Origin of the sequence: Dietzia sp. Cai40 (genome assembly GCF_014145165.1) — a bacterium.
GTDB classification, from domain to species: Bacteria; Actinomycetota; Actinomycetes; order Mycobacteriales; family Mycobacteriaceae; genus Dietzia; species Dietzia natronolimnaea.
Genome location: NZ_JAALEB010000162.1, coordinates 1 through 12621, shown reverse-complemented (window position 1 = coordinate 12621; position 12621 = coordinate 1). Strand labels below are relative to the sequence as shown.

At 69.6% G+C, this 12621-nt stretch carries 11 protein-coding genes; 4 read left to right on the top strand and 7 right to left on the bottom strand.

The window, feature by feature from the left end; genetic code table 11:
• Window positions 1-25: 25 nt before the first annotated feature.
• A complete protein-coding gene (locus G6022_RS06970) occupies window positions 26-1123 on the bottom strand; it encodes an oxygenase MpaB family protein (RefSeq protein WP_182653174.1) in 1098 nt (365 codons plus the stop codon).
• Between the two features lie 7 nt (window positions 1124-1130).
• Window positions 1131-2627: an aldehyde dehydrogenase family protein gene (locus G6022_RS06965; protein ID WP_182641335.1), complete on the bottom strand. Its 1497-nt coding sequence runs from the start codon at window positions 2625-2627 to the stop codon at window positions 1131-1133.
• Window positions 2628-2741: 114 nt separating this feature from the next.
• On the opposite strand from G6022_RS06965, the gene G6022_RS06960 reads away from it, so the two are divergent.
• From G6022_RS06960 to G6022_RS06950, 3 genes are all read left to right on the top strand, one after another.
• Window positions 2742-3884: an acyl-CoA dehydrogenase family protein gene (locus G6022_RS06960; protein WP_182639779.1), complete on the top strand. Its 1143-nt coding sequence runs from the start codon at window positions 2742-2744 to the stop codon at window positions 3882-3884.
• Window positions 3881-4351, top strand: coding sequence for a DUF4334 domain-containing protein (locus tag G6022_RS06955; protein WP_179523947.1), 471 nt, complete (start codon window positions 3881-3883; stop codon window positions 4349-4351). The genes G6022_RS06960 and G6022_RS06955 overlap by 4 nt, the downstream gene beginning before the upstream one ends.
• 106 nt (window positions 4352-4457) lie before the next feature.
• Entirely contained in the window at window positions 4458-5258 is an 801-nt protein-coding gene (locus G6022_RS06950; protein WP_179523948.1) for an LLM class F420-dependent oxidoreductase, read from the top strand.
• Between the two features lie 29 nt (window positions 5259-5287).
• Here the strand turns inward: G6022_RS06950 and G6022_RS06945 are convergent, their stop codons facing one another.
• The 5 genes from G6022_RS06945 to ugpC form a co-directional block, all read right to left on the bottom strand.
• The gene (locus tag G6022_RS06945) at window positions 5288-5512 is read right to left on the bottom strand and encodes a hypothetical protein (RefSeq protein ID WP_182638601.1); all 225 of its coding nucleotides are present in this window, start codon (window positions 5510-5512) and stop codon (window positions 5288-5290) included.
• Between the two features lie 6 nt (window positions 5513-5518).
• A complete protein-coding gene (locus G6022_RS06940; protein WP_182638600.1) occupies window positions 5519-6466 on the bottom strand; it encodes an ABC transporter permease subunit in 948 nt (315 codons plus the stop codon).
• On the bottom strand, window positions 6463-7452 hold the full coding sequence (locus tag G6022_RS06935; RefSeq protein ID WP_095718899.1) for a sugar ABC transporter permease: 990 nt from the start codon (window positions 7450-7452) through the stop codon (window positions 6463-6465). The genes G6022_RS06940 and G6022_RS06935 overlap by 4 nt, the downstream gene beginning before the upstream one ends.
• Before the next feature lie 117 nt (window positions 7453-7569).
• Entirely contained in the window at window positions 7570-8844 is a 1275-nt protein-coding gene (locus G6022_RS06930) for an ABC transporter substrate-binding protein (protein ID WP_179523949.1), read from the bottom strand.
• Window positions 8845-9146: 302 nt separating this feature from the next.
• Window positions 9147-10202 carry a sn-glycerol-3-phosphate ABC transporter ATP-binding protein UgpC gene (gene ugpC / locus G6022_RS06925; RefSeq protein ID WP_182638599.1) on the bottom strand — a complete coding sequence of 352 codons (1056 nt, stop codon included), beginning with the start codon at window positions 10200-10202 and terminating at the stop codon, window positions 9147-9149.
• 217 nt (window positions 10203-10419) lie between these two features.
• Between ugpC and G6022_RS06920 the strand changes: the two genes are divergently transcribed.
• Window positions 10420-12540, top strand: a complete 2121-nt coding sequence (locus tag G6022_RS06920; RefSeq protein WP_182610836.1) for a PhoX family phosphatase — start codon at window positions 10420-10422, stop codon at window positions 12538-12540.
• The last annotated feature ends 81 nt before the right edge of the window (window positions 12541-12621 follow it).

The following is a 12621-nucleotide window of genomic DNA, read 5'->3' as shown; positions in this document are numbered from 1 at the left end:
GGCCTCGGCGGAGCGGAGGCGGTGGTCATGCGCGGTCCTCTCCCCGTCCCTCCCCGCCGCCGTGCATCACCGGGCAGCCCTCGATCCGGTCCCGCGGCTGGATGGGGCAGGCCCCCAGGTCGGCGGGCCGGTAGCCGTTCGGATACCCGGGGTAGGTCCGGTTCTCGGTCGCGCTCGACCCCAGCGCCCGTCGACGTACCGGGAGCCACCGGACCACCGCGGACCGGGCCCGCAGCGCGGCGTACGCGGCCCTGCGTCGTCCCGGCGGCTGCCACGGGAAGCCGAAGGCCCGGGTCATGTCGTCGTCCACCAGCGACAGGACCACCTTGCGGACCGCGGGGCGGACCGCCTCCGGATACCAGGAACACATGAGATCGAGCGTGTACGTGCCGATGAGCTCGTTGTTCCGGTCATAGCGGAAGGTGCGGGCCTCGTAGTCGTCACGCCACCGGCGGAACTCCCCGATGTCCTCCGGGATGTCGGCGATCTTCATCCGCTGCCCCACCCCGCGGTAGAAGTGGAACGCGGCCAGTCGCTCGTGGGGGTGCAGGCGCCGCCACCCGATCGCGTCGATCCACTCCAGCGGCTCGTAGATGAACGTCGACAGCACGTACAGCATGTCGTCGTTGGTGATCTCGTACCGCGCGTGCTGGCGGTTGATCACCCGCAGCGCCTCCTTGCCGCGCGGCGAGTCGTACCCGTGCTCGACCAGCTCCACCATCAGCAACGCGGTGTCGTCGTACCGCTTCTGGGGGTTGTCGCGGAACTGGCCGGCCTGCTCCAGGACCGCCGACACCGAGGGCACACAGTACGTGCGGTACAGGGCCAGCTCGAGTGCCCGCTGGTAGTCCCAGGGGAACTCGTAGGAGGAGGTGATGCGGTGGATCTCCGCCGCGTCGGCGACCGGGTCGAGGGACGCGATGAGATCCCGCCAGTACCAGCGGCCCGGCTTGAGCGGCGGCGACGCCGTGAGCGGGTGCTCGACGGCGGCGTCGGCCACCAGCTCGGACGGGATCGGTCCGAACACCCCGGGCAGGGTGCGCCGTCCCGCGTCCGCGGAGCTCGTCGTCGTCGTGTCCCGGAGTTCCTCCGGCGTCGTTCTGTTCGAGGCGGTGGCGGTCATCGGGAGATCACAGCTTTCCCTGCACGTTGGCCAGCATCCACTTGACCACCTTGATGTCCCTCGGCTTGCGGGTCATGGTCATGAGGTTGAGCGGGGCGGCGAACTTCTGTGCCGTGATGGCCTTGGGCCGCGAGAACTCCCGGAGCCCGTCGGCGCCGTGGATGCGGCCGAAGCCCGAGTCGCCCGACCCACCGAACGGGAGCGAGGGGATCCCGGCGAAGGCCAGGAACGCGTTGACCGACACCATGCCCACGTCGAGCTTCTCCGCCAGCGCCAGTCCCCGCTTGCGGTTGCCGGTGAAGATCGCGCCGCCGAGGCCGTAGCTGCTGGCGTTGGCCTTCTCGACCGCCTCCTCGAGGTCCGCGACCGAGTTGATGACGACGGTCGGCCCGAACGTCTCCTCGGTGATCGCCGTGGAGTCCTCGGGCACGTCGACCAGCACGACCGGCTCGACGACCCGCTCCCCCACCGACTCCTCGCCCCCGATGACGGCCGTGCCACCCCGGGCCAGCGCGTCCTTGACGTGTCGGCGGACGATGTCGATCTGGGACGGCAGCGTCATGGGGCCGTAGCTGGAGGTCACCGAGGTGCCGGGGGTCAGCGCCCGGACCTTCGCGGTGAACTTGTGGACGAAGGCGTCCCGGACGTCCCGGTGGACGTAGATCCGTTCGACGCCGGCGCACGTCTGCCCCGCGTTGCCCATGGCGCCGAAGACCGCCTGGTCGACGGCCGAGTCCAGGTCGGCGTCGGCGTCCACCAGGAACGCGTCCTTGCCGCCGCCCTCGATGACGACGGGGGTGAGGGTCTCCGCGCACGCGGCCATGACCTTGCGGCCCGTCGCGGCCGACCCGGTGAACGCCAGTTTGTCCACGCCCGCCCTGCACAGCGCGGCGCCGGTCGAGCCGTCACCCGTGACGGTCTGGAACAGCGGCTGGGAGGCGCCGAGCGAGTTCCACACCTCGGCGAGCCAGACGCCCACTCCGGGCGTGAGTTCACTGGGCTTGAACACCACGGCGTTGCCGGCGGCCATGGCGTAGGAGAGGGTGCCCATCGGGGTGAACGCGGGATAGTTCCAGGGGCCGATCGCGCCGACGACGCCGTACGGCTGGTACTCGACGTAGGCCGCCTGGTTGCTCATGAGCAGTCCGGCGGACACCGAGCGGCGGCGCAGCACCTTGTCGGCGTTCTTGGCCGCCCACTCCAGGTGGCTCACCGTGAGCATGACCTCGAGCGTCGCGTCCTCGTCCGGCTTGCCGGTCTCGGCGGAGATGAGCGAGGCCAACTCGTCGGAGCGGGAGGCGATCGACCGCTTGTACTCGAGCAGCCACTCCCGACGACCGCGCGGACCCTGGGCGGCCCACCAGCGGGCGGCGGCGCGCGCACGCTCGACGGCGAGCGCCACCTCCTCGGGTCCGGCGATCGGGTACTCCGCCAGGACCGTGCCGTCGCGGGGATCCAGGCTCGCGAGCGTGGGGCCGGTCTTGCTGGGTTCGGTGGTCGTCATTCGGGTTCCCTCCAGTTTCCGATCACATATATTTGATGTACCGTCCGTGATACGGGCCACAGTAGTCGACTGTGCCCGCCACCGTCACCCCCTGACAGAAAACCGAGGCCAGACGTGTTCGACATCCTCACCGAAGAACAGCGGGACTTCGCCAGGTCCATCGACGACTTCTGCGCGCGCGAGGTCGGAAGCGCCGAGAAGCGGCGGGAGCTCACCACCGAGGGCGGCACCCACTCGCCCGAGATCTACGCCAAGATGGCCGAGCTCGGCTGGCTGGGGCTGACCGTCCCGGAGGAGTACGGCGGCGCCGACGCCGGAGCCGTGGAACTGTGCCTGCTGCTCGAGCACTCGCTGCGCGGCCTGGCCCCCATCGGTGGCATCGGCCCGACCCTCATCACCGGTGCCGCCTACCAGAAGTTCGGCTCCGAGGAGCAGCGCAGACGCGCGCTCGACCTGGTCGTCAAGGGCGGGACCCTGTCCATCTCGATGTCCGAACCCGGCGCCGGGTCGGACGTCGCGGCGCTGCGCTGCAAGGCCGTCCGCGACGGCGACGACTGGGTGATCACCGGCCAGAAGACCTGGTGCTCCAACGCCCACTTCGCCGACCGGATCCTCCTTGTCGCGCGGACCGACTCGTCCGGCGCCAAGCACGAGGGGATCACCATGTTCGACGTGCCCGCCGACGTCGAGGGCCTGCAGATGAGCGGGATCGAGACCATGGGCGGCAAGGAGGTCAACGACCTGTACTTCACCGACGTGCGCCTGCCCGCCGAGTCCGTGATCGGCGAGGTCGGCGGCGGCTGGAAGCAGCTCATGACCGGACTCAACATCGAGCGGCTCATCCTGGCGGCCATGCAGCTCGGCGTGGCCCAGCGCGCCTTCGACGACTGCCTGACGTTCGTCCGCGAGCGCGAACAGTTCGGTCGGCCCGTCGGCTCCTTCCAGGTCATCCGCCACCGCATGGCCGACCTGGCCACCGAGATCGAGGCCACCCGCCTGCTGGTCTACGCCGTGGCCAGGAAGATCGACGAGTCCGACCCCCAGGCGCTCTTCCCCCGCGAGGCCTCCATGGCCAAGCTCAAGGCCTCCGAGCTGAGCAAACGCGTCACCCTCGAGTGCATGCAGTCCATGGGCGGCTACGGCTACGCCACCGAGTACGGCATGGAGCGCCTCGTCCGCCAGGCCGTCGTGTCCACCATCTACGGCGGCACCAACGAGGTCCAGCGCGACATCATCGGGAAGACGTACGGGCTGTGAGCGCGCCGCACACCGACGAGCTGGCCGCGATCCGGGCCCTGGAGACCGTCCCCACCGACCGGGTGACGGCCTTGTGGGACTCGCTGGAGCCCGCCGGGATCGACGAGATCGCCGGGACCCGGTGGAAGGGCACCGGCCTCGACACCGGGCACCCGATGTTCGCGATGCTCGGGCAGATGCGCTGGTGGGGCAAGGACTTCACCGACCCGCGGAAGGTGGACCCGATCCTGGTCACCGACGAGTCCGGGGCGGTCGTCCCGGACACCTCCGCGACCGGTGGGGGCGGCGCCTCGCTCTGGGAGGTCTCGTTCCGCGGCCGCCCGTGCGCCTCCATGGTGTACGACCGGCTGCCGGTGATCGACCACTTCGCCGTCGTCGACCCCGACACCCTCCTGGCCGTGATGAACGGCCGGGGGACCCTCCACGAGGGCGAGCACTTCTGGTTCCTCCTCGAACGCGAGCGGTAGCGAGGGCCGGGGTGCATCCGACCCGCGCCCGGGTGCGCGACTCGTGTGCACCCGGCGACATCGCGGGTCGGGTGCGCCGGGCGGCGATACGGACCAGACTGGGCGCATGACCCCGAACACCGACCGCCCGGTCCGCATCGCCGTCCAACTCCAACCGCAGCACGCGCCCGACTACGGTCTCCTGCGCGATGCCGTCCGCCGGTCCGAGGACGCGGGCGTCGACGTGGTGTTCAACTGGGACCACTTCTTTCCGCTCTACGGCGACCCCGACGGCGCGCACTTCGAGTGCTGGACCATGCTCGCCGCCTGGGCCGAGCAGACCGAGCGGGTCGAGATCGGCGCGCTGGTCACCTGCAACAGCTACCGGAACCCGGACCTGTTGGCGGACATGGCCCGCACCGTCGACCACATCTCGGGCGGCCGCCTGATCCTGGGCCTGGGCAGCGGGTGGTTCGAGCGGGACTACGCCGAGTACGGGTACGACTTCGGGACCAAGGGGTCGCGTCTCGACGACCTCGGCGACTCGCTCGAGCGGATCGACCGTCGCTTCGCCACGCTCACCCCTCCCCCGACCCGGCACATCCCGGTGCTCCTCGGCGGCGGGGGCGAGCGCAAGACCCTGAAGCACGTGGCCCGTCACGCCGACATCTGGCACTCGTTCGTGGACGTGGAGACCTACCGCCACAAGTCCGGGGTGCTGGCCGGGCACTGCGCCGACGTCGGTCGGGACCCGGCTGAGATCGAGCGCTCCACCGAGATCGGCGGCGCCGCCTCCGCCGACGACGCGCGGCGCTCGGCGGACGCCCTGCTGGCCGAGGGCGTCACGCTGTTCACCGTGGGCCTGAACGGGCCCGACTACCCCTTGGATCTGGTGGAGTCGCTGGTGGCCTGGCGCGACGGCCGCTGACGGCCCGGCTCCGTCGCTGAGGGGCGGACTCAGCCGCGGCCCACGGCGCGGTCGGCCCGGCGCCACACGCGGACGGTGTAACCGGACGCCGCGAGCATGAGCACCAGCACGAACGAGGCGAGGATCGACGGGCGCCCGACCACGATCAGGCCGACCGCGTTGACCAGCGCGAGGACGGTGAAGAACCCGACGAACCCGCCCAGGACCTCCAGCCGCTGCCGGGTCCCGAGCGCGTCCCCGCCGCTCCGAGCCACGACCGGTCAGCTCTTCAGACCGCCGGCGGTGAGACCGGAGATGATCCGTCGCTGGAAGATCAGCACCATGATCACCAGCGGGACGGTGACGAGCGCACCCGCCGCCATGATCGCCGCGTGCGGCGGGATGTAGGGGTTGACCCCGGAGAACCGGGCGATCGCCACGGTGACCGGCTCGGTCGAGGAGTTGGACAGCTGCTGCGACAGCAGGAACTCGTTCCACGTGATGATGAACGCCAGGATCGCGGTGGTGAACAACGCCGGCGCGGCGAGCGGCAGGATGATCTTGATGAACGCCTGGCCGCGGGTGGCGCCGTCGACGCGCGCCGCCTCCTCCAGCTCCCAGGGCAGGTCGTTGAAGAACGAGGTCAGGGTGTAGATGGTCAGGGGCAGCGCGAACGAGATGTTGGGGATGATGAGCGCCTGGTAGGTGCCGATCCACCCGATGTCGGTGAACAGCTGGAACAGCGGCGTGACCAGCGCGACGCCGGGGAACATCGACGCGGCCAGGATGACGCCGGTGACGAAGAACTTCCCGCGGAAGTCGACCCGCGCGAGCGCATAGGCGGTGAAGACGCCGAAGAGCAGCGCCAGCGCGGTGGTGATGGAGCTGATGATCACCGAGTTGATGATCGCACCGAAGAAGTTGTTGCCCGCGTCCGTGGCCAGTGCCTCACGGAAGTTGTCCAGGGTGAGGTGCGAGGGCACGGGACTGGCGGAGAACACGAACCGGTTGTCGCGGAACGCGGTGACGAGCATCCAGTAGAACGGCGCGAGCCCCCAGATCAGGATGAGCAGGGCCCCGATGTAGGTGCCGATCCTCGGGCCGAGTGGCTTGCGGGGCGGCCGAAGGTCGTCGTTGTTGTCCCGATCGTGGAGACCGGGGTGTGACGACGACGAGGTGGGCGGCCGCGTGGTGGACGACGTGGACGGTTCAGGCGCTCGGTGACTCACCGGATCTCCTCCTTCTTGCCGGTGCGGTCATCGACGACATTCGCGCCGAGGAACTTCACCATGACGAACGCCACGGCGAAGATCAGCAGGAACACCAGTGTCGATATGGCGGACGCGCTGTTGAAGTTGCCCATCCGCATCTCGTTGACCACCAGCATGGACACCGTCGCGGTGGGCGAGCCGGAGTTGGCCGACACGAGGATCACGGGCAGGTCGTACATGCGCAGCGCGTCGAGGGTGCGGAAGAGGATCGCCACCATCAGGGCCGGCCGGACCAGCGGCAACGTGATCCTGGTGAACTGCTGCCACCGTGAGGCGCCGTCCACTCGGGCCGCCTCGTAGACGTCCCCGGGGATCATCTGCAACCCGGCGAGGATCAGCAGCGCCATGAAGGGCGCGGTCTTCCACACGTCCGCGATGATGATGGCCATACGGGCGTAGAACGGGTCGGTGGTCCAGGCGATGTTGGTGCCCAGCATCGTGTTGGCGATCCCGTTGGGGGCGAAGATGAACGCCCAGAGCTTGGCGGTGACGGCGGTGGGGATCGCCCACGGCACGAGGACCGCCGCGCGCAGGAGCGAGCGTCCCCAGATGCTCTTGCCCATGACCACCGCCATGGCGAAGCCGAGCACGGTCTCGAGCGAGACGGTGGTGACGGTGAAGAACAGGGTGTTGCCCATGGCGGGCCAGAAGTCGACGGCCGAGACACCGGGCGGGCAGGGGATGGTGCCGTCGCCGCCCCGGGCCGGGCACGCCTGGGTGAGCCAGTAGAGATAGTGCTGGAACCCGGCGAACCCACCGTCCGAGAACATCCCCGTGGCGGGATCGAGGCCGCGGTCGGCCTGGAAGGACAGGTACACCGCACGGACGACCGGGTAACCGATCACCACCGCGAGGATCGCGAGCGCGGGGCCCACCATCCACACCGGACGCCAGTCGAATCTCTTCTCGACCAGTGGCGCCGGGGACTTCTCACTCGTCGTCATCGCTGCAGCTCCTCATCGGATCGCACCCGCCCTCACCACGACGGCCGATGGGCCCCGGGAATGCTACCCGGGGCCCATCAGCGCGGTGATGTCATACCTGCTGTTCAGACTCTGGTGTCACTGAGCCGCTTGGTCGATCGCGGCGCTCATGTCGGTGAGCGCCTGCTCGACGTTCTTCTCGCCACGCAGCGCGGCGAACGTGTTGTCCTGGATCGCCTTGGACACCGCCGGGTAGTACGGCGTGACCGGGCGCGGCTCGGCGTTCTCGAGAGCCGCCTTGAGGGCCGGCATGTACGGGAACTCCTGCTGCAGCGCCTCGTCGTCGTAGATCGAGGACAGGACCGGCGGGAACGACTGCTCGGCGAAGCCCATCTGGACGTCCTCGGAGATGATGAACTCGAGGAACGCCTGCGCCGTGGCCTTGTTCTCGGAGAACACGTTGATGGCGTTGTTGTAGCCGCCGAGGGTGGACCGGCCTGCGCCGTCCTGGCCGACGATGGGTGCGACCTCGAACCGGCCCTGGACCTGGGACGTGGGATCGGACTGGCCCGACTCGTACATGTACGGCCAGTTGTAGGAGTACATGGTCTCGCCGGCGAGGAAGGCCTGCGCGGTCTCCTCCTCCGTGAAGGCGTCGGTCTGCGGGGGGATCACGCCGTTCTGGTAGGCGTCGACCAGGGCGGTGAGGCCGGCGCGTGCCTGATCGGTGTCGAGCTCCGGGGTCTGCCCGTCGTCACCCACGACCTGACCGCCCCAGCTGTGGATGAACTGGGTGGCGGCGACGGTGAGGCCCTCGTAGAGGCTGAGCTGCGTCTGCAGGCAGTCGACGTCGGCGCCTTCGGCGGCCTCGCAGGACGCGACCAGTGCGTCCCAGTTGGCGGGCGCCTCCGGCTGGAGGTCCGTGCGGTAGTACAGCAGCTGGGCGTTGGTGTTCTGCGGGATGCCGTAGAGCGTGCCGTTGTAGGTCGCGGAGTCCACGGCGGCCTCGATCAGGCCGGACGTGTCGACCTCGGTGTCGCCCTCGATCGGCTGCAGCCACCCGTTGGCCGCGAAGTACGCGGTGTCCGTGACGTCGAGAGCGAACACGTCGTACTCGCCGCTCTCGGTCTGGAGGGACTGCGTGAGGGTGTCCCGCTGACCGTCCTGCTCGGCGGGGAGCTCACGGAGGGTGACCTCCTGGTCGGGGTTCTCCGCGTTCCACTGCTCGATGACGGGACGGAGCTTGTCCGTGTCGTTGCTGCCCATCGCGAAGGTGATCGGGCCGACGCCCGAGGTGCCGGCCTCCGCCTGCTCGTCGGATTCGTCACCACCACCGTTGCCACAGGCCGCGGTGAGCACCGCGACCATGGATGCGGCCGCCGCCGCCTTGAGGAACCTGCCGTGAACGGCCATGCGCTCTCTCCTATTGTCGTGTCTCGCCTACCGCCGACGTGTGCCGGCGGTCGGGTGATCCCGGGTTCACTGTGACGCGGGTCTCTCTGAGGTCCCGCTGAGCGTAACCCACACGGGGCCTGTGGCGTCGGACCATGGACGGTCCCATCGCCGACTCCCCGCCGTACCGCCGCCCGTGGGCCGCGAGACTCAGATCACACGCGACACTCTAGCAACAACAGATGTTGCAATCCGCCACTACCGCCCTCATCGGGCCTGTGGCCCGCCTCGTCGAGCCCTGTGGCCCGCCTCGGCGCACCCGGTCACCGCAGTCGCAGGCCGGTCTCCACGTCGAAGAAGCGGACCTCGCCGTCGAGCGCGGCCAGGAACATGGTCTCGCCCTTACCCGGGTGGTCACCCGATTCGGCCCGGTAGACCACCGGGTGCCCGTCCGCGGTGGAGCAGTGCAGGTAGCTGTCCGCCCCCAGCTCCTCGACCAGGTCCACGGTCACCTCCAACCCGTGACCGTCCCCGGCGATCCGCAGGTGCTCCGGCCGCACGCCCACGGTGACCCTCGGTCCGGACCCCGGCGGGACCTCTTCCGCGAAACCCTCCAGGTCCACTCTGCCGTCCGAGACGGGCGCGTCGAAGAGGTTCATCGACGGCGATCCGATGAAGCCGGCGACGAAGGCGTTGACCGGGTTGTGGTACAGCTCGCGCGGGGTGTCGACCTGCTGCAGGATGCCGTCCTTGAGCACCGCCACCCGATCCCCCATCGTCATGGCCTCGACCTGGTCGTGGGTCACGTAGATCATGGTGGTGCGCAGTTCACGCTGCAATTTGGCGATCTGGGCGCGGGTGGCCACCCGGAGCTTGGCGTCGAGGTTCGACAGCGGCTCGTCCATGAGGAACACCTGCGGGTTGCGCACGATCGCCCGACCCATGGCGACCCGCTGGCGCTGACCACCGGAGAGTTCCTTGGGCTTGCGGTCGAGGTAGTCCGTGAGGTCGAGCATCTCCGCGGCGCGGTCCACCCGCTCCGCGATCTCCTTCTTGGAGGCCTTGGCCAGCTTGAGCGCGAAACCCATGTTCTCGCGCACGGTGTAGTGCGGGTAGAGCGCGTAGTTCTGGAAGACCATCGCGATGTCCCGGTCCTTGGGCTCCGTCCCGGTGACGTCCCTGTCACCGATGAGGATGCGTCCGGCCGAGACGTCCTCGAGCCCGGCGAGCGCGCGGAGAGTGGTGGACTTCCCGCAGCCCGACGGTCCCACCAGGACCAGGAACTCGCCGTCGGCGATCTCCAGGTCGAGTCGGTCCACACTGCGCCGTGCGGCGCCCGGGTAGATGATGGACACGTTCTCGAAGGTCACCGTAGCCATGGAGAGATCCTTCCCTTCACCGGCAGGAACGTGCCGGACGATCCGAGATTGAGGGTTGTCACGACGACTGTAGCGTCACGGGACCGGTGTTCACCGGCACTGCGCCCACAGTTCATCCGCACGTGTCCTCAGCACGCCCGCGCCGTCGCCCGCGCTCCCTAGGGTCACAGCGTCCTCGTGCGCCCGTGTGGGGCGCACACGTCCTCAGGGAGAACCGTTGTCAGTCCGCAGTCTGCTTCCGATCGCCACCCCCGGAATCTCCAACCGCCAGCACCTGACCTGTGTGTACAAGTGCGGTGACCAGTGCGCGGCGCCGGTCCCCAACACGAGCGACAACCCGTACTTCGGGGACGTCGCCACCGAGATCAGCCGCCGGGGGGCGCTCAAGGCGGCGGGCGTGGTCGCGCTCGCGGTGGGGGCCACCCAGGTCCTGCCCGCCTCCGTCGCCGCGCAGGGTTCCCTCGGCACGGGCTCGGCCGGGGCACCCGGGTCGACGGGTGGGGGCACCCTCGACACCGGTTTCCTCCCCGTGGAGCCCAACACCGCGGACGCCGTCACCGTGCCCGTCGGGCACTCCAGCGACGTGGTGATCCGCTGGGGCGACCCGGTGGTCCCCGGGGCGCCCGGCTTCGACTTCGAGAACCAGACGGCCGCCGCGCAGGCGGTGCAGTACGGCTTCAACTGCGACCTGGCGGTCCTGTTCCCCATGGACGACCGCGACGACCGGTTCCTGCTCACCGTCAACCACGAGTACACCACCGAGCCGATGATGTTCCGCGGGTACGACTCCGCCGCCCCGACCCGCGAGCAGGTGGAGATCGCCTGGGCCGCACACGGCATGACGGTGGTGGAGCTCGCCAGCAGGCCGTCCGACGGCGGGCTCGATCCCGTGATGGGGTCCTACAACCGCCGCATCACCGCGACGACGCCGTTCGAGCTGCGGGGCCCGGCCGTCGGCCCCCTCACCCGGACCACCGCCGACCCCACCGGGACCCGCGTGCTGGGAACACTCAACAACTGCGCCGGCGGCCACACCCCCTGGGGAACAGTCCTGTCCGGCGAGGAGAACTTCAACCAGTACTTCGGCACCACCGGCTCCGTGACCGACCCGGCGCGTGTGGAGGCCCTGCGTCGCTACGGCGTGGCGGTCGGTGAGTCGGGCCGCAAGTGGGAGCGCTTCGACAGCCGCTTCGACCTGGCCGCCGAGCCGAACGAGGTCAACCGTTTCGGCTACATCGTCGAGGTCGATCCCTGGAACCCGGACTCCACGCCGGTCAAGCACTCGGCGCTCGGGCGGTTCAAGCACGAGGGCGGGACCGTTCACGTGACCGCCGACGGGACCGTCGTCATCTATTCGGGCGACGACGAGCGGTTCGACTACCTCTACAAGTTCGTCTCCAGCCGGAAGATGGTGCCGGGACGGACCGCGGCGGCGCGGACCCAGAACATGAGGATCCTCGACGAGGGGACGCTCTACGTGGCCACCTTCACCGGCAACTCCCCGGAGTCGGAGATCGACGGGTCGGGCACGCTCCCCTCGGACGGCGCGTTCGACGGGACGGGCGGCTGGATCCCGCTCATGACCGTCGACGCGGCCGGCAACGCCGTCTCCCACGTCACCGGCATGACCGCGGAGCAGGTCGCCGTGTACACACGCATGGCGGGCGACGCGGTCGGGGCCACCAGGATGGATCGGCCGGAGGACGTCGAACCCAGCCCCACGACCGGCAAGGTGTACATGGCGCTGACCAACAACACCCGCCGCACCGTCGGCCAGGTCGACGAGGCCAACCCCCGGCACGACAACAAGCACGGGCAGGTCGTCGAGATCACCGACGACCACGCCGGGACGACCTTCGGCTGGAACCTGCTCCTGGTGTGCGGCGACCCCGCCGCCGCCGACACCTACTTCGGCGGCTTCGACAAGTCCAAGGTCAGCCCGATCTCGTGCCCGGACAACGTGGCCTTCGACCCCTCCGGTGGGCTGTGGGTGTCCACCGACGGCAACGCGCTCGGATTCAACGACGGGCTCTACTCGGTGGCCACAGAGGGGCCGACCCGGGGCGAGACCAAGCTGTTCCTCACCGTGCCGATCGGTGCGGAGACCTGCGGTCCGCTCGTCTTTGCCGACCGCGCGATCGTCAACGTCCAGCACCCCGGGGAGAAGGACGGGGCCTCGATCGAGAACCCCGCCTCCCACTGGCCCGACGGCGGGACGTCGCAGCCACGTCCGTCGACGGTCGTGGCGTGGAGGGACGGGTTCACCGGCGGGACCGGGTCGCTCTCCGCGGGGTCGCTGTCCGCGGGGTCACTCCCGGCGGGCTCGTCGGGTTCCTGATCGTCCGTGTGCGGGGGCGGGGGGCGGGGTCAGGTCGTCGTACCCGGCCCGCCTGACCCGGGCCGCCGGACACGGGCCGCC

What these genes read in the sequence shown, in the direction of transcription:
- G6022_RS06970 (WP_182653174.1), bottom strand. Translation starts at nt 1,123, where the DNA reads ATGACCGCCACCGCCTCGAACAGAACGACGCCGGAGGAACTCCGGGAC.
- G6022_RS06965 (WP_182641335.1), bottom strand. Translation starts at nt 2,627, where the DNA reads ATGACGACCACCGAACCCAGCAAGACCGGCCCCACGCTCGCGAGCCTG.
- G6022_RS06950 (WP_179523948.1), top strand. Translation starts at nt 4,458, where the DNA reads ATGACCCCGAACACCGACCGCCCGGTCCGCATCGCCGTCCAACTCCAA.
- G6022_RS06935 (WP_095718899.1), bottom strand. Translation starts at nt 7,452, where the DNA reads ATGACGACGAGTGAGAAGTCCCCGGCGCCACTGGTCGAGAAGAGATTC.
- G6022_RS06930 (WP_179523949.1), bottom strand. Translation starts at nt 8,844, where the DNA reads ATGGCCGTTCACGGCAGGTTCCTCAAGGCGGCGGCGGCCGCATCCATG.
- ugpC (WP_182638599.1), bottom strand. Translation starts at nt 10,202, where the DNA reads ATGGCTACGGTGACCTTCGAGAACGTGTCCATCATCTACCCGGGCGCC.